This is a genomic window from Streptococcus sp. Marseille-Q5986, assembly GCF_946902915.1.
Classification (GTDB): Bacteria; Bacillota; Bacilli; order Lactobacillales; family Streptococcaceae; genus Streptococcus.
In genome coordinates, this window is record NZ_CAMPPY010000001.1 from 449,935 (window position 1) to 467,521 (window position 17,587).

Below are 17,587 nucleotides of genomic sequence, written 5' to 3' on the forward strand. Positions count from 1 at the left end.
GCGAGACTTGTTATGATTAACAGGTCTCTTTTTGTTTGTCATAAAACTAAAAGAGAACTTGTTTTGCACACAATGTCAAGGAGGAGACACATGTCAAAAGAACAAAAACGCCAAGCGTTTTACACTCAAAGCCCTGAAGAGGTCTTGAAGGCTGTGGATGCGACCGAGCAAGGTTTGTCATCAAGCGAGGCGGAAAAGCGCCTAGCTGAATATGGGCGCAATGAACTGGAAGAGGGAGAGAAAAAAACTCTCTTGGTCAAGTTCATCGAGCAATTTAAGGATTTGATGATTATCATCCTAGTTGCGGCATCCATCTTGTCAGTCGTGACTTCTGGTGGGGAAGATATCGCAGATGCCATTATCATCTTAGCCGTGGTAATCATCAATGCTGCCTTTGGTGTTTACCAAGAAGGAAAAGCAGAAGAAGCTATCGAAGCTCTCAAGTCTATGTCTAGTCCAGCTGCTCGTGTTATTCGTGATGGACACATGGCGGAGATTGACTCTAAAGAATTGGTGCCTGGAGATATCGTTGCCCTTGAAGCAGGTGATGTGGTGCCAGCAGACCTACGTTTGCTAGAAGCCAATTCTCTTAAAATCGAAGAAGCTGCCTTGACGGGCGAGTCTGTGCCAGTTGAAAAAGACTTGACAATCGATCTTGCTGCAGATGCAGGTATTGGTGACCGTGTCAACATGGCCTTCCAAAACTCAAATGTGACTTATGGTCGTGGTCTTGGTGTTGTTGTCAATACAGGTATGTACACGGAAGTTGGTCATATCGCTGGCATGCTCCAAGATGCGGATGAGACGGATACACCACTCAAACAAAACTTGAATAACCTTTCTAAGGTCTTGACCTATGCAATTTTAGTCATTGCCCTTGTTACTTTTGTAGTTGGTGTCTTCATCCAAGGCAAAAATCCACTTGGTGAGTTGTTGACTTCTGTTGCCCTTGCCGTTGCAGCCATTCCAGAAGGACTTCCTGCTATCGTTACCATCGTTCTTTCCCTTGGTACTCAAGTTTTGGCCAAACGAAACTCTATCGTTCGTAAGTTGCCAGCAGTTGAAACGCTTGGTTCAACAGAAATCATCACTTCTGATAAGACTGGTACGCTGACTATGAACAAGATGACAGTCGAAAAAGTCTTCTACGATGCGGTTCTACATGACTCAGCTGATGATATTGAACTAGGTCTTGAAATGCCACTACTTCGTTCAGTTGTCTTGGCTAATGATACGAAAATTGATGTGGAAGGCAACCTGATTGGTGACCCAACAGAAACAGCCTTTATCCAGTATGCCTTGGACAAGGGCTACGATGTTAAAGGTTTCTTAGAGAAATATCCTCGTGTAGCTGAATTGCCGTTTGACTCAGATCGTAAGCTCATGTCAACAGTTCACCCATTGCCAGATGATCGTTTCCTTGTAGCGGTCAAGGGTGCTCCAGACCAACTCTTGAAACGTTGTGTTCTTCGAGACAAGGCTGGGGATATTGCTCCGATTGATGAGAAGGTTACAAACCTCATTCATACAAACAACTCTGAAATGGCTCACCAAGCCTTGCGTGTCCTTGCAGGTGCTTATAAGATTATTGATAGCATTCCAGAAAATCTCACTTCTGAAGAACTTGAAAATGATTTAATCTTTACTGGTTTGATTGGGATGATTGACCCTGAACGTCCTGAAGCTGCTGAGGCTGTTCGTGTGGCTAAGGAAGCTGGAATCCGTCCAATCATGATTACGGGTGATCACCAAGACACAGCAGAAGCTATTGCTAAACGTTTGGGAATCATTGATGCAAACGATACAGAAGGGCATGTTTTAACTGGTGCTGAGCTCAACGAACTGTCTGATGAAGAATTTGAAAAAGTTGTTGGTCAATACTCTGTTTATGCGCGCGTATCTCCAGAACACAAGGTTCGTATCGTCAAGGCTTGGCAAAAACAAGGTAAGGTCGTTGCCATGACAGGTGACGGGGTCAATGACGCGCCAGCTCTGAAAACAGCAGATATCGGTATTGGTATGGGGATTACTGGTACAGAGGTTTCTAAGGGTGCCTCTGACATGATTCTTGCGGATGATAACTTTGCGACTATCATCGTCGCAGTTGAAGAAGGACGTAAGGTCTTCTCAAACATTCAAAAGACGATCCAGTACCTACTTTCTGCCAATACTGCTGAAGTATTAACCATCTTCCTATCAACCTTGTTTGGCTGGGATGTCTTACAACCAGTTCATCTCTTGTGGATTAACTTGGTAACGGATACCTTCCCAGCTATCGCTCTTGGTGTTGAACCTGCTGAGCCGGGTGTTATGACCCACAAACCACGTGGACGCAAGTCAAGCTTCTTCTCAGGTGGGGTCATGAGTTCGATTATTTACCAAGGTCTCCTTCAAGGTACCCTTGTTCTGGCTGTTTATGGCCTTGCCCTTCTTTACCCAGTTCATGTGGGTGACAATCAAGCTATTCACGCTGATGCTCTTACTATGGCCTTTGCAACCCTTGGCTTGATTCAGCTCTTCCATGCTTATAATGTCAAATCTGTCTACCAATCCATCTTGACAGTTGGCCCATTCAAGTCTAAGACCTTCAACTGGTCTATCTTGGTATCCTTCATCCTTCTCATGGCAACTATCGTCGTAGAACCACTTGAAGAAATCTTCCACGTAACCAAACTAGATTTATCACAATGGGGAATCGTTATGGGCGGAAGCTTCTCAATGATTATTATCGTCGAAATTGTTAAGTTTATTCAACGCAAACTCGGTTTTGACAAGAATGCGATTTAAAAAGAAAGTCATCTTCGGATGGCTTTTTTTGCATTTGAGGAGAATAGTTGGGAGTTATCCACTTTTATGCTATAATAAAGTAAGGTAGCCAGGAGCGTAAGAGAATGGAAAAGAAAATTGTCCAAGATACCTTATTTTTGTCGCAAGTTTCGAAAGCTGCAAGTCAGGAAGACCTTTATCTAGCTAGAGATTTACAGGATACGCTCTTGGAAAATCGTGAGACTTGTGTTGGGCTGGCTGCCAATATGATTGGGGTGCAGAAGCGCGTGATTGTCTTTAATCTTGGCTTGGTTCCCGTGGTCATGTTTAACCTAGTTCTCCTGTCCTTTGACGAACCTTATGAGACAGAAGAAGGTTGTTTGTCCTTGACTGGGGTGCGACCGACGACCCGTTATGAAACGATTACGGTGTCCTGTCGTGACAGCAAGTGGCAAAAACAGACCATGACTTTGAAAGGCTTCCCAGCTCAGATTTGCCAGCATGAACTGGATCACTTGGAAGGACGAATGATTTAGGAGGAAAGCAAATGAAACGAATACTTTTTGAACTTATTTTTATCGCAACGACCTGGTATATCTTTTTACCGCCCTTCAATTTTACCAGTTGGGAATTTATCTTTTTCCTATGTGGACATTTGGTGGTGATGGGGATTTTGTTTAGTTTTCGAAGGGATACCAATCCTTTCAAGACAGTTCACGTACGTCATGGCAAGGCTACCAAAGATTTCAATCTAGAAGGATTTCATTTTAATAGACTAGGTGGAGGATTATTGCTGGCTGCAGGCCTTATCTTTGCCCTTGCTGGTCTGGTAAGTCTAGTGACCTCTAGCTTTTTCCAAGCAAAAAATTATGCTAATGTGGTGTCCATCACAGAAAAAGACTTTAAAGATTTTCCTAAGAGTGATACCAGTAAGGTTCCAATCCTAGATCGGAGCACCGCAGAAAAGATTGGTGACCGTTACCTGGGCTCTCTGACGGATAAGGTCTCCCAGTACGTAGCAGCAGATACTTATACCCAGCTGACGGTTGATGGCAAACCCTATCGGGTGACACCTTTGGAGTATGCTGATCCGATTAAATGGTTCAATAATCAGTCCAAGGGAATTGGTGAGTATATCAAGGTTGATATGGTGACAGGGAACGCTGAATTGGTAGACTTGAAAACACCGATGAAGTATTCGGACTCCGAGTATTTTAACCGAGACGTCAAACGTCATCTTCGGATCAAGTACCCAACCAAGATTTTTAAAACGCCATCCTTTGAGGTGGATGATGAAGGCAATCCTTTCTATGTAGCAACCGTTTATCAAAAGCAGTTTGGTCTAGGAGTCCCTCGTCCTTCATCTGTTATTATCTTAGATGCTACCAGTGGAGAAACCAAGGAATACAGTTTGGATGAAGTCCCAGAATGGGTGGATCGTGTCTATCCTGCGGAAGAAACTATCGAGCAAATCAACTACAACGGCAAGTATAAAGACGGCTTCTGGAATGCCTTGATATCTAAGAAAAACGTTACCCAAACGACAGAGGGCTATAACTATCTTTCTATCGGAAATGACATTTATCTTTATACGGGGGTGACTTCAGCCAATGCTGATGAAAGTAATCTAGGATTTATCCTTGAAAATATGCGCACTGGTGAAATCACCAAGTACAATCTAGCTTCAGCAACCGAAGAATCAGCCCGTGCTTCCGCAGAAGGAGCAGTGCAAGAGAAGGCCTACAAGGCTACCTTCCCTATCCTTGTCAATCTCAATGACAAACCGCTCTATATCATGGGCTTGAAGGACAACGCAGGCTTGGTCAAGGAGTACGCATTGGTCGATGCCGTGGAGTACCAAAACGTCATTGTAGCAACTACGGTAGATGAACTCCTTAGCAAATATGCCAATAAAAATGACCTCGAGCTGGATAATGAAACGGTAGAAAACATCAAGGGAGTGGTTTCAGACCTTAAAACAGCTGTTATCAAGGGGGATACCGTCTACTTCTTCAAAGTTGATGGCAAGATTTACAAAGTCAAGGCCTCAGTGTCAGACGACCTTCCTTACCTCGAAAATGGCCAATCCTTCGAAGGTCAAGTTGGAAAAGATAACTATCTCAAGACCTTTAAAGTCAAGTAAAAACAGCTTTATTTAGAAAGTATATGTTATAATGAAGTAAATGAAGGACTAATGGAGGACAAACAAATGGGTTTTTATTTGATGGTTGTTTCAATGTTACTCGGACTACTCGCTTTGAAGATAGGTTCTTCTCAGTTTAAGGAGAAAAATGTTAACTTCTTATCTATCTTAACAAGCTTAGCTGGCGTAGCCCTTGTTCTTGTGGCTATCTGGTTGGGATGGCCAAAATAAACAGAGAAACCTCGGTATGAACCGAGGTTTTTAAGATGAAATTCTTGGTCGTGATCGAAAAATATGCTACACTAACAATATGAAAATTTTAATCCCAACAGCAAAAGAAATGAACACAGACCATCCTTGTATCGAAGCACTTCCCTTGAGGAAAGAAAGTCAGGCAGTTCTTGACTCACTGGCGTACTACTCAGCTAGTGAATTAGAGACCTTTTATAAGGTATCTGCCGCGAAAGCAGAAGAAGAGCACGCTCGTATTCAAGTTCTAAAAGATCAAAGAGCTAAACATTATCCAGCCTTGAAACTCTTTGATGGTCTCATGTATCGCCACATCAAACGAGATGGGTTAACCGAGGCCGAACAAACCTATCTTGAAAATCATGTCCTGATTACCTCGGCTTTATACGGTGTTATCCCCGCCTTATCGCCCATGGCTCCTCACCGTTTGGACTTCTTGATGAAGTTAAAAGTCACTGGTAAGACTTTAAAGAGTCATTGGAAGTCAGTCTACGATGAGGCGCTAGAGGATGAGGATTTGATATTCTCCCTCCTATCATCAGAGTTTGAAACCGTATTTTCGAAGGAAATCAGAGAAAAGATGGTGACCTTCAAATTTATGGAGGACAAGGCAGGTAAGTTGAAAATCCACTCAACCATTTCAAAAAAAGCCCGTGGTGCCTTTTTGACCGCCTTGATAGAGGGGCAAGTCCAAACAGTCGAACAAGCTCGCCAGCTCAGTTTTGCAAGTTTTGACTACCGACCTGATTTATCAAGTGACTTAGAACTTGTCTTTGTGAAACAAGCATAAAACCAGCTCGAATGAGCTGGTTTTTGCTGGATTAGTTGATGGCTACAAGAAGGTCGTCCGCTTGTTTTGCAAGTGATGAAGCAGTTGCTTCTTCTAACACCAATTTTCCATCTGCCCAAGCAGAGTCATTGACACGAGCAGCTGTAAAGTCGCCAACGACTTGTGTACGGATAAATGGCAAGAGGTCTTTATAAATCGCAAAGAGTTGTTCGTGACCGGCATTGGCTACAGATGAGACAGTAACAAACTTGTCTTGGAGGGCAGAAGCACCACGTGTATTAGACAAATCAATCGCACGAGAGAGCCAGTCAAGCAAGTTTTTCACTGTTCCAGGGATAGAGAAGTTGTAGACTGGAGAGAAGATCCAGATCGCATCCGCAGCAAGGACTGCTTCACGAGCAGCAGCTACAGCTGGATGAGTTGGAACTTCAAGATCTTGGCTGAAGAGAGGAACAGCTGAGTAATCAAGATAGCTGACTTCCGCTTTTCCGGCAAGTGCTTTCTCAGCTTCGAGGGCCATTTGGTGGTTGAAAGAACCTTGGCGAAGCGAACCGACGATAAATAATACTTTTTTAGACATGATATGTCTCCTTTAGTTTAAAATTCAAAGAGCGAACTCTTTTGTTACCATATATGTTACAACAAATGATACTAATTAGCAATAATTTTGCTCACAAATTTTTAAATTTTTTTAAAATCTGGATTAAGTCTTCCTTTTCGCCATCTTCCAAGATGCTGAGTGCTTCTACGATAGAATCGATATGGTCAGGAAGAACCTCTTCGATTTTTATGCGTCCTGCAGGTGTTAATTTCAGGAAAAAAGAGCGACGATCCTTGGGGTCACAAGTTCTAGAAATCCACCCATCTCGAACCATGTTTCGAATAACAACAGTCATATTTCCAGAAGTGGCTAGCATTTTTTCAATCAAATCCTGAATGCGCAGTTCCCCCTTGCTATAGAGGGTTTCCAAAACTGAAAATTGAGTGGGTGTTAGCCCGTGTTCTTTAGCAGCCTTGGCTTCATATGGTTTAAAAGTTCGTATGGCTTTATTGAGGACGATAGCCATTTTTAAGTCTAATTGATTATCGGAAATTTTCTTTTTCAAATATTGTTTCATAAGGTTATTTTATCAATAATTAGGCAGAAAAACAAGAACTTACATTTTATAGGAAAAGATTCTTAGAATGTTCCTGTCTTCACTTGTAATAAAGGAGGAGAGATGGTAAAATAGACGAGTGAAACTAAGACAGAAAAACGCAAAAAACAAGCTACTTTTACAGTATGGAATCGGCATTGCTCTGGTAGTACTAGTCATGACCACTTCCTTCCTTTATCTGATATCTCTCAGTATGAAACCCTATCAAGATGCTAGAGTTGAGGGAGAAAAACTAGCCAAGCAGTATGCAGAATTGGAAAAGGCAGATCAGATTGATTTCTATAATGGACTAGAAGGTTATTACAGCGTTCTGGGGCATAATAAAAAGCAAGAGGCCATTGCCGTACTGATTGAAAAGAATGACCACAAGATTTATGTTTATCAGCTTGACAAGGGGATTTCTCAAGACAAGGCGGCGACGATTTCGAGGGAAAAAGGAGCTAGCGACATTGACAAAATCACCTTTGGTCGCTATCAGGACAAGCCGATTTGGGAAGTCAAGTCAGGAAAACAGTACTATCTGGTTGACTTTGAAACAGGAGCAGTGATCCAATAAGGAGGGCATATGAAACTACCCAAGCGTGTACTAGAAATGGAAGAAAGCGTCACTCTAGCCAGTGATGCAAGAGCCAAGGCATTAAAAGCTCAAGGAAAGGATGTTCTTTTCTTAACCTTGGGACAGCCTGATTTTCATACTCCTGAAAACATTCAGGATGCAGCGATAGAAGCAATTCGAGATGGGCGAGCTTCCTTCTATACAGTTGTATCGGGTCTACCAGAGTTAAAAGCGGCGGTTAATACCTATTTTGAACGCTACTATGGGTATTCTGTAGCAGCTAACGAGGTTACCTTTGCCACTGGTGCCAAGTTCTCCCTCTACACCTTCTTTATGGCTGTGGTCAATCCAGACGATGAGGTCATCATCCCTACTCCTTACTGGGTCAGTTATGGGGATCAAGTCAAGATGGTAGAAGGAGTGCCAGTCTTTGTCCTGGCCAAGGAAGACAATCACTTTAAAGTAACAGTAGAGCAGCTAGAAGCAGCCCGAACAGATAAGACCAAGGTTTTGGTTCTCAATTCGCCATCCAATCCGACCGGTATGATCTACTCTCGTGAGGAACTCTTGGCTATCGGAAATTGGGCGGTTGAACATGATGTCCTTATCCTAGCAGATGATATTTACAGTCGTCTGGTTTATAACGGGAACGAATTTGTTCCAATCTCTAGTCTGTCAGAAGCTATTCGCAAGCAAACCATCGTGATTAACGGTGTATCTAAGGCCTATGCTATGACTGGTTGGCGGGTAGGTTATGCTGTGGGAAATCCTGAAATTATCGCTGCTATGAGCAAACTAACAGGACAAACAACTTCAAATCTGACGGCAGTGTCTCAATATGCAACGATTGAGGCGCTGACTGGACCGCAAGACTCTGTTGAAACCATGCGCCAAGCCTTTGAAGAGCGTTTGAATACCATTTATCCACTCTTGTGCCAAGTGCCAGGATTTGAAGTTGTCAAGCCACAAGGAGCCTTCTATCTTTTCCCAAATGTTAAAAAAGCGATGGAGATGAAGGGTTATACCGATGTGACGGACTTTACAACAGCTATCCTCGAAGAAGTTGGTCTTGCCTTGATTACAGGAGCTGGATTTGGAGCACCAGAAAATGTTCGCCTCAGCTATGCTACAGACTTAAATACATTAAAAGAAGCCATTCACCGTTTGCATCAATTTATGAAAAAATAAAACTTAGAATCTTCGTCATTTCGGTGAAGATTTTTTGTATCGAAAATCTGCTAAATTCCCAAACTAAGTTCCACTGGTTTTACTCATGCTTGATTTCATCGCTTTTGTAGCCAAAAGGAATCGAAAAAAGAGGGCACAAAATCCCCTCATCTGAAAGCATTTCAGATTAAGTTCCGCTATGGTGGAAGTTAGAGTGAGACGTTTGAATGGGGTTGAAGGTTCGTTTTTAGAACCACTGTTGAAGCAATTTAGAAGATTGACAGCCGTCTTCTGCAGGTATTTTAGAAATGCCGAGAAGCTTAGGAATCCCTTCTCCGTAAGTAAAGGCAAAGAGTTCATAGGCTGACTCTCCATTCAAAGCAGCTCGTTTGACACTGTTGACATGCGAACAGACGAGATGGATGTCCTCTTGAATGAAGTTATCAGAGGAAGTTCCTTTAGGTAGAAGGTCGCGAATCAGCGTGTGAATGTTCTCAATTCTCCCTTTCTGGTCAGAGCGATTAGGGTCACAAAAGAAAAGTTTACTTTCTCCTCGAACATCCATTTCGATATCATCGCCCCTGGCAAACTCTCCACCATTATCGGTAAGAATGACGGGAAAGAGTTGGAAAAAGTCTTTGTTCGCTTGGTGAAGAGTGTTCTTAATATCATGAGGTGTTTGGTAACCGCAAGGGCAGTTTTATTCTCCAGCAGCCTAGCGAAGATAAAGTTACAGAAGGAAAGATTGAAGGTGACTAGGATTTTACCTCCCATTCTGCCCATAACCGTGTCCATTTCCAGCCATGAGTCTAGTTGATTCAGGGCTAAATAGATTTGAAAATCCTCAGAGGAACGGTTTTTTAGCTTCTTTAGGGATGGAAGGTAGCTTATTTTTCCGTCTTTCTTTAAATTTAACGGCTCTGGCTAGGTCAATAGGAGCGATAGATAGGTATCCTTTTCGGAGTCCCAGAAAGTCTTGGAATTGAGAGGAGTTCCTTCACGATCCTCGACAAGAGTTTGTTCGTATTGCTTTTGAGCTTGTTTAGCAAGGCAGAAGATTTTTTTAAATCCGCAATTTTGTCTTCTTTTAGGGCAATCATTACAGACAGAGGGAGCCTTATCGAGTAAAGTGCAAGGAAGGTTATCACACGTAGACTCTCGGCCTTGTCTATTTCTTTTGACTTCTTTTGAAACAGTAGTTGGGTCTTTTAGAATGGATTGTCCAATAGTTTTGAAGGTTTCACCGCGCTCTAAGCCTAGTTGGATATCATTACGGTCTGAAAGGGTAAGGTGTTTCTGTTTGGTCAGAGTAGATCTCATTTCTAACTCAAACGTCTCACACTTAATTCCACCATGAAAATCCGTTTTAGACGAATTTCCACTTCGATCAGGAAAGTGGAAGTTACTTTGAGAAGTTACCAAGCAAAGACTTGATTTGTTGAATCAAGTCTTTTTTCTCTCATTTGTTCCTATTTGTGATAAAATGGAATAGAACGATTTTTTACAATGAATGAAAAAACAGAGGTAAATATGACAATCGGTATTGATAAGATTGGTTTTGCGACCAGTCAATATGTCTTGAAATTACAAGACCTAGCAGAAGCAAGAGGAGTTGAGCCTGATAAATATAGTAAGGGTCTCTTATTAAACGAAATTAGCATTGCACCATTGACTGAGGATGTTGTCACCTTAGCTGCCAGTGCAAGTAACTCTATTCTAACAGAGAAAGAAAAAGAAGAAATTGACATGGTCATCGTGGCGACCGAGTCAGGGATTGACCAGAGTAAGGCAGCGGCGGTCTTTGTTCACGGTCTATTAGGTATCCAGCCGTTCGCTCGCAGTTTTGAAATCAAAGAAGCTTGTTATGGAGCAACAGCTGCCCTCCATTATGCTAAGTTGTATGTGGAAAATTCTCCAGAGTCTAAGGTCTTGGTCATCGCCAGTGATATTGCCAAGTACGGTGTGGCGACTCCAGGTGAACCAACTCAGGGAGCTGGGAGTGTGGCGATGTTGATTACGCAAAATCCGCGTACCATGGCTTTTAACAATGATAATGTTGCCCAAACGCGTGATATTATGGATTTCTGGCGTCCGAACTATTCAACCACTCCTTATGTAAACGGCTTGTACTCAACTCAGCAATATCTTGACAGTCTTACGACGACTTGGGATGAATACAAGAAACGTTATGATTGGACTATGAATGATTTTGCGGCCATCTGCTTCCACTTGCCTTATCCCAAATTAGCCCTAAAAGGCTTGCGTAAGATGATGGATAAGACTTTGCCTCAGGAAAAAAAGGATAGTCTGCAAGAAAACTTTGATAAGTCCATTCTCTACAGTCAGATGATTGGGAATATCTACACAGGTTCCCTCTTCCTCGGGCTCCTCTCTCTTTTGGAAAATGCAGAGACTTTGAAGGCTGGAGATAAAATTGCCCTCTACAGTTACGGAAGTGGAGCGGTTTCAGAGTTCTTTAGTGGCGAATTGATTGAAGGCTATGAGGCTTACCTTGATAAGGATCGCTTGAGTAAACTCAAACAACGTACAGCATTGTCTGTTGCAGACTATGAAAAAGTCTTCTTCGAAGAGGTGCAGTTGGATGAGTCTGGCTCAGCCCAATTTGCAGGTTTTGAAAATCAAGACTATGCCTTGGTTGAAATTGTCGACCACCAACGCCGTTATAGCAAGGTTAAAAAGTAATGAAGAGAAGTTGGAATGGATTTTCTAAAAAATCATACCATGAGCGCCTTGAGTTGCTGAAAGCTCAGGCGCTCCTTAGTCCTCAAAAGCAAACGGGTCTGGAGCAGGATGAACAAATCAGCTTGGCAGTTGCAGATCAGCTGAGTGAGAATGTAGTGGGAACTTTTTCTCTGCCTTATTCCGTCATTCCAGAGGTTTTGGTGAACGGTCAGGACTATACAGTTCCCTATGTGACAGAAGAACCCTCAGTGGTTGCTGCGGCCAGCTACGCCAGTAAAATCATCAAGCGAGCAGGTGGCTTTACTGCTCAAGTCCATGAGCGCCAGATGATTGGCCAGGTAGCCCTTTATCAAGTTGCTGAACCTGAACAAGCGCAAGAGAAAATTGCCAGCAAGAAAGCAGAGCTCTTGAAACTTGCCAATCAAGCCTATCCTTCTATCGTTAAACGAGGAGGTGGGGCGCGTGATTTGCATGTAGAGCAGATCAAAGATGAAACAGACTTTCTGGTTGTTTATATCCATGTCGATACCCAGGAAGCCATGGGTGCTAATATGCTCAACACCATGCTGGAAGCCTTGAAACCAGTCTTAGAAGAACTCAGCCAGGGACAGAGTCTCATGGGAATCCTGTCCAATTACGCGACAGATTCTCTAGTGACAGCAAGCTGTCGTATCGCCTTTCGCTACTTGAGCCCCCAAAGGGACCAAGGACGAGAAATTGCGGAGAAAATTGCCTTGGCTAGTCAGTTTGCACAGGCTGATCCTTACCGAGCGGCTACTCACAATAAAGGGATTTTTAATGGTATCGATGCGATTTTGATTGCCACTGGTAATGACTGGCGTGCTATTGAAGCTGGGGCTCATGCCTTTGCCAGTCGAGATGGACGCTATCAAGGTCTCAGTCGATGGAGTCTAGATAGGGACACAGAAGAATTGGTCGGTGAGATGACACTACCTATGCCTGTAGCGACCAAGGGTGGCTCTATAGGACTCAACCCACGTGTAGCCCTCAGCCATGAACTACTGGGAAATCCTTTAGCCAAGGAACTTGCACAAGTCATCGTTTCTATCGGGCTGGCACAAAACTTTGCGGCCCTCAAAGCCTTGGTAAGTACAGGCATCCAGCAAGGCCACATGAAATTGCAGGCCAAATCCTTAGCTCTCCTAGCTGGTGCTAGTGAGTCTGAAGTTGCTCCCCTCGTTGAGCGTCTCATCGCAGATAAAACCTTTAACCTAGAGACAGCCCAGCGCTATCTGGAAAATTTACGATCATAAAAAACTCAGACGAATTCGTCTGAGTTTTTTGTACTTAAATACTTTTTCCGGGTAATAGAGTAACGGGTAAGAAGTAACCGGTTGTTGCGACTTCCTTTCCTTCGATTTTTTGTAAGAGTAGATCAACAGTGAGTTGGGCAATCTCTTTCATAGGCTGCTTAATCGTTGTCAAATGAGGATAGTAGTTCTCGATAAAGTAGGTCCCATCATAGCCGATGACCTTGAGCTTTTCAGGAACAGAAATTCCCAATTCTTGAGCGATTTTGATAACCAGGATAGCTGTCAAATCATCCGAAGCAAAGATAGCGTCTGGTTTCTGATGGGTCAAGATATTCTTGATTTCCATTTCTTTTCTGACGGGAGAAAAATCACTCGAAACATTGATAATAGGAGCTTTTGGGAGAACAGTGGCAAAGCCAGCATGGCGTAGTCCAGTTGGTGAATTAGAGTTGTCATTCCCTGTAATCATAATGATAGACTGGGCGCCTGTCTTGACCAGAGTTTGGGCTGCGAGGATCCCGCCGCCGTAGTTATCAGAGGAAACGACAGGGATATCAGGTGATAGATTTCGGTCAAAGGAAATGATCGGTGCCGTCACACGATTGTAGTCTTCAATTCCCAAGTTGTGGCTTCCAGAAATGATACCGTCTACCTGATTGGCTTCCAGCATTTCAATGTACTCCCGTTCTTTTTCAGAGTCATGTTCGCTGTTACAGATGATGGTCTTGTAGCCGTTTTTGAAGAGTTGGTGTTCCAACTTGTCAATCAACTCCGCATAAAAGACATGACTGATGTTTGGGAAAATGAGTCCAATCAACTTGGCAGATTTTTCTTGGAGACTTCGAGCCAGATTGTTGGGCTTGTAGCCTAGTTCTCGCATGGCTTCATTAACCTTTTGAATGGTTTTCTCAGATAGATAGCCCTTTTTATTGATAACCCGAGAAACGGTAGTAGGACTGACGCCTGCAAGTTTGGCGACATCAGTTAGTTTTGCGACCATAATCTAATTCATAGTAAGTTCCAGTTGGGTTTCCAGATTTAATCAGGATACCATTTTGGTCCGCATGGGGGAAGACACGACCAGAAAATACTTTTTCTCCTTTATTGATGAAAATTTCAAAGACAGAGTTATCGATGAAAATCGTAGCAGTAGTAGCTTGGTTATCGATTGGGCAAGAACGAGTTGTACCAAATTCTTGGGCGTACTGTTCACCAGCCTGGCTACGATCTACTGTCACTTGACCATTTACAAGGTCAAAGTTGATTGAAAGTCCCTTGCCTTCTTTGTCAGCTAGTAAGACAATTTCGCTCTGGCTATTAGCTGACAAGTTGAGTTCGAGTTCGTAAGTGTTCTTAGTTTGGGCACGATTTGAGAAGGTTTCTTCAGAAGCACGAAGGTCCTTGACAGCTGCGACTGGGAATTGGTAGAGTTTACCGTCTTTGATAGTGAGTTCTTTGACCAAAGAGAAGGTTCCTTGGTGGTCAAAACGGTCAGAAGGGTAAGAAACATCTGGCAAGCCAAGCCAGCTAACAGCTAGAGCACGTCCATCAGGAGCGTTGAAAGCTTGAGTTGCATAGGCTTCGAAACCATAGTCCATGTTTTGAAGTTGAGATACATCTACCATTTTGGCATTTTCAGGGTCAAAGGAATCCCCAATTTTATACATATTTGGAAAGATATTATCGTAGTCTAGAACGTTCTTATCCAATCCTTGTGGGCAGTAGAGAAGGACAGGTTGTTCCCCTACAAAGACCAAATTTGGACATTCCATCATGTAGGCAGTACGGTCGTTAGCAAAGTCAAGGTTGCCAACGGCTTGCCAGCTTGTATAGTCGTTGTCTACAGCCTTGTAGAGACGGACGAAGCCTTTTTTCTCCAAGTCCTGTCCACCGACGATGGCATAGTATTGGCTCTTGAAGTTAAAAATTTGCGGATCACGGAAGTGGTCAGTAGAGTCGGCTGGCCGGTCGATCAAGATCTTATCAATCTTTGTAATCTTGCCATTCTTATCCATCAAAGCTCCAATCTGGTAAGGGTGACGGATCCAGTTTTCATCACGAACATTTCCTGTATAAAATAGGAACAAGTTATCGCCAAACTGCATGGCAGAACCAGAGTAGGCACCGTGGCTATCTAATGGAGTATCTGGTAAAACTTTGATTCCAGTTTCTTTAAAGTGAATCAAATCATCACTTTCTAGCTGTGCCCAAGATTTCAAACCGTGGGCTGCACCAAAAGGAAAATTCTGGTAAAAGAGGATCCACTTGCCATCAAAGTAAGAAAAGCCATTTGGGTCGTTGAGAAGTCCTGTTTTTGGCTCAACATGGTAATGAGTATGCCATGGAGATTGTGATATATTTTTCTTTATATTTTGAATTTCTTCTCGCTTCCAATCTTCATAGGGTCTATAACGACGCTCAGTTGTCCATTCCATTTATTTTATTCCTCCAAAAATCTTATTACTTTTAATAGTAACCGTTTTCGGTTAAAAAAGCAAGTCTTTTATGTTGAAAAAGAGAAAAACTGTCAAACGTTAGTCATAAAATAAATGCAGGAAATCAATCAAATTTTCACGGAAATATGCAAGATAATGAAATAAAAACCTTTTTAAATAAGATTTCAAACTTATTTTTTCAAGGAATACCTGATAAATCAATCAAAAACAATCAATCTAAAGCGTATCCACTAAGTGGATAGAATATTTTTTCTGCAAAACGCTTGACATATTTTAGAAACGTGATAAAATAATAGTCGTAGGGCGAATAAAATCGCTTTCAAACAAGAACAAAATTTTATAAGGAGATTTTTGCTATGGATTATAGTAAAGTTGCTGCTGAGGTCATTGAGGCTGTCGGTAAGGATAATCTTGTAGCTGCAGCCCACTGTGCAACTCGTCTTCGTTTGGTATTGAAAGACGAATCAAAAGTGAACCAAGCAGATCTAGATAATAATGCGGATGTGAAGGGGACTTTTAGCACTAACGGACAATATCAAATTATCATTGGTCCTGGTGATGTTAACTTCGTGTATGCGGAAATTATCAAGAAAACTGGTTTGAAAGAAGTTTCGACAGATGATTTGAAAGAGATTGTGAATAAAGACAAAAAGTTCAATCCATTGATGGACTTGATTAAACTTTTGTCAGACATCTTTGTTCCTATTATCCCTGCCTTAGTTGCAGGTGGTCTCTTGATGGCTTTACGGAACTTCTTGACATCACCAGGCTTGTTTGGACCTCAATCAATTGAAGATATGTATCCTGCTATCAAAGGCTTCTCAGCTATGATTCAATTGATGTCTGCTGCTCCATTTATGTTCCTCCCTGTTTTGGTTGGTATTTCAGCAGCCAAGCGCTTTGGAGCAAACCAATTCCTTGGTGCGGCAATCGGTATGATTATGACCACTCCAGATTTGGGTGGGAAAGAAGCCTTCTGGGACATCTTAGGTTTCCATGTTACACAAACAAACTATGCTTATCAGGTTATTCCAGTCCTTGTTGCAGTCTGGTTGTTAGCTAATTTGGAAAAATTCTTCCACAAGAAATTGCCATCTGCAGTTGACTTCACTTTCACACCGCTTTTATCAGTGATGATTACAGGATTCCTTACCTTTACAGTTATCGGTCCTGTTATGTTGGTTGTGTCTGATGCGATTACAAATGCGATTGTATGGTTGTACAACACAACAGGTGCCTTTGGTATGGGGCTATTTGGTGGAACTTACTCATTAATCGTTATGACAGGTCTTCACCAATCATTCCCAGCAATCGAAACACAATTGTTGTCTGCATACAATAATAACGGTCCTGGATTTGGAGACTACATCTTTGTTGTTGCTTCAATGGCAAACGTAGCACAAGGTGCGGCTACTCTTGCAATCTACTTATTGACAAAAAATGCTAAAACAAAAGGATTGTCCAGTTCGGCTGCTGTTTCTGCCTTCCTTGGTATTACAGAACCTGCTCTCTTTGGGGTAAACTTGAAATACAAATTCCCATTCTTCTGCGCCCTTGCTGGTTCAGCAATTGGTGCCTTCGTAGCGGGTTTAACTCACGTTATTGCAGTTTCATTGGGAGCGGCTGGATTTATCGGATTCCTTTCTATTAAGGCTGGTTCAATCCCTATGTATATAATTGCGGAAATTATGTCCTTTGTTGCCGCATTTGCTTTCACTTATTTCTACGGGAAAACAAAAGCAGCTAGTGTCTTTGCTGATGAAGCTGCAACAGCAACTGCAGAAACAGTTACTGAAACTACAGTAGAAGCACCAGTAGTGGAAGAGTCTGATACTCTTCAAAATGAAACACTTGTAACTCCTATCGTCGGTGATGTGGTTGCTCTTGAGAATGTTGATGATCCAGTCTTTTCAAGTGGTGCAATGGGACAAGGGATCGCTGTGAAACCAAGCCAAGGCGTGGTTTACGCTCCAGCTGATGCAGAAGTATCGATTGCCTTTGCTACAGGACATGCTTACGGTTTGAAGACAGCTAATGGAGCTGAGATCTTGATCCACGTTGGTATCGATACGGTGACTATGAACGGTGAAGGCTTTGAGCAAAAGGTTGCTCAAGGCGACAAGGTCAAAGCTGGCGATGTTCTTGGAACATTTGACTCAAACAAAATCGCTACAGCTGGACTTGATGATACAACAATGGTTATCGTAACCAACACAGCAGACTACGCTTCTGTGACACCAGTCGCAAGTGGTTCTGTTGTCAAGGGTGACGCTATCATCGAAGTGAAAATCTAATACTCAATGAAAAGGAACAAATGACATGTTTG

The 17,587-nt window shown here is 42.6% G+C and carries 14 protein-coding genes and 1 pseudogene; 10 read left to right on the forward strand and 5 right to left on the reverse strand.

Annotated elements, in window-relative coordinates; all coding sequences use genetic code 11:
• Positions 1-90: 90 nt before the first annotated feature.
• The 5 genes from OVN21_RS02430 to yaaA all read left to right on the forward strand — a co-directional run bounded on the left by OVN21_RS02430 (position 91) and on the right by yaaA (position 5,948).
• Positions 91-2,787: a cation-translocating P-type ATPase gene (locus OVN21_RS02430; RefSeq protein WP_267247124.1), complete on the forward strand. Its 2,697-nt coding sequence runs from the start codon at positions 91-93 to the stop codon at positions 2,785-2,787.
• 104 nt (positions 2,788-2,891) lie between these two features.
• Entirely contained in the window at positions 2,892-3,302 is a 411-nt protein-coding gene (locus OVN21_RS02435; RefSeq protein WP_267247125.1) for a peptide deformylase, read from the forward strand.
• A gap of 11 nt (positions 3,303-3,313) precedes the next feature.
• A complete protein-coding gene (locus OVN21_RS02440) occupies positions 3,314-4,909 on the forward strand; it encodes a hypothetical protein (protein WP_267247126.1) in 1,596 nt (531 codons plus the stop codon).
• 66 nt (positions 4,910-4,975) lie between these two features.
• Positions 4,976-5,140, forward strand: a complete 165-nt coding sequence (locus OVN21_RS02445; protein WP_267247127.1) for a DUF3953 domain-containing protein — start codon at positions 4,976-4,978, stop codon at positions 5,138-5,140.
• A 79-nt stretch (positions 5,141-5,219) separates the two neighbouring features.
• Positions 5,220-5,948 carry a peroxide stress protein YaaA gene (gene yaaA / locus OVN21_RS02450; protein ID WP_267247128.1) on the forward strand — a complete coding sequence of 243 codons (729 nt, stop codon included), beginning with the start codon at positions 5,220-5,222 and terminating at the stop codon, positions 5,946-5,948.
• A 31-nt stretch (positions 5,949-5,979) separates the two neighbouring features.
• On the opposite strand, the gene OVN21_RS02455 is transcribed toward yaaA, so the two are convergent.
• A complete protein-coding gene (locus OVN21_RS02455) occupies positions 5,980-6,528 on the reverse strand; it encodes an NADPH-dependent FMN reductase (RefSeq protein WP_267247129.1) in 549 nt (182 codons plus the stop codon).
• Positions 6,529-6,619: 91 nt separating this feature from the next.
• Positions 6,620-7,066 carry a MarR family winged helix-turn-helix transcriptional regulator gene (locus OVN21_RS02460; RefSeq protein ID WP_267247130.1) on the reverse strand — a complete coding sequence of 149 codons (447 nt, stop codon included), beginning with the start codon at positions 7,064-7,066 and terminating at the stop codon, positions 6,620-6,622.
• A 118-nt stretch (positions 7,067-7,184) separates the two neighbouring features.
• Here OVN21_RS02460 and OVN21_RS02465 point away from each other — a divergent pair, with 118 nt between their 5' ends.
• Positions 7,185-7,661 carry a DUF5590 domain-containing protein gene (locus OVN21_RS02465; protein WP_267247131.1) on the forward strand — a complete coding sequence of 159 codons (477 nt, stop codon included), beginning with the start codon at positions 7,185-7,187 and terminating at the stop codon, positions 7,659-7,661.
• Positions 7,662-7,670: 9 nt separating this feature from the next.
• Positions 7,671-8,849, forward strand: coding sequence for a pyridoxal phosphate-dependent aminotransferase (locus OVN21_RS02470; protein WP_267247132.1), 1,179 nt, complete (start codon positions 7,671-7,673; stop codon positions 8,847-8,849).
• 226 nt (positions 8,850-9,075) lie between these two features.
• On the opposite strand, the pseudogene OVN21_RS02475 reads toward OVN21_RS02470, so the two are convergent.
• Positions 9,076-10,136 (reverse strand): annotated as a pseudogene (locus tag OVN21_RS02475) (transposase).
• Between the two features lie 222 nt (positions 10,137-10,358).
• Here OVN21_RS02475 and OVN21_RS02480 point away from each other — a divergent pair.
• Both OVN21_RS02480 and OVN21_RS02485 read left to right on the forward strand, forming a co-directional pair.
• Complete coding sequence (locus OVN21_RS02480) at positions 10,359-11,531, forward strand: hydroxymethylglutaryl-CoA synthase (protein WP_267247297.1); 1,173 nt, start codon at positions 10,359-10,361, stop codon at positions 11,529-11,531.
• Positions 11,531-12,805 (forward strand): hydroxymethylglutaryl-CoA reductase, degradative, encoded by a 1,275-nt coding sequence (locus OVN21_RS02485; protein ID WP_267247133.1) that lies wholly within the window; start codon positions 11,531-11,533, stop codon positions 12,803-12,805. Before OVN21_RS02480 ends, OVN21_RS02485 begins: the two co-directional genes overlap by 1 nt.
• Positions 12,806-12,839: 34 nt before the next feature.
• On the opposite strand, the gene OVN21_RS02490 is transcribed toward OVN21_RS02485, so the two are convergent.
• Both OVN21_RS02490 and OVN21_RS02495 read right to left on the reverse strand, forming a co-directional pair.
• Positions 12,840-13,805 (reverse strand): LacI family DNA-binding transcriptional regulator, encoded by a 966-nt coding sequence (locus tag OVN21_RS02490; protein WP_267247134.1) that lies wholly within the window; start codon positions 13,803-13,805, stop codon positions 12,840-12,842.
• The gene (locus OVN21_RS02495) at positions 13,786-15,240 is read right to left on the reverse strand and encodes a glycoside hydrolase family 32 protein (RefSeq protein ID WP_267247135.1); all 1,455 of its coding nucleotides are present in this window, start codon (positions 15,238-15,240) and stop codon (positions 13,786-13,788) included. Before OVN21_RS02495 ends, OVN21_RS02490 begins: the two co-directional genes overlap by 20 nt.
• A 377-nt stretch (positions 15,241-15,617) precedes the next feature.
• On the opposite strand from OVN21_RS02495, the gene OVN21_RS02500 reads away from it, so the two are divergent.
• A complete protein-coding gene (locus tag OVN21_RS02500) occupies positions 15,618-17,555 on the forward strand; it encodes a sucrose-specific PTS transporter subunit IIBC (protein WP_267247136.1) in 1,938 nt (645 codons plus the stop codon).
• Positions 17,556-17,587: the final 32 nt, after the last annotated feature.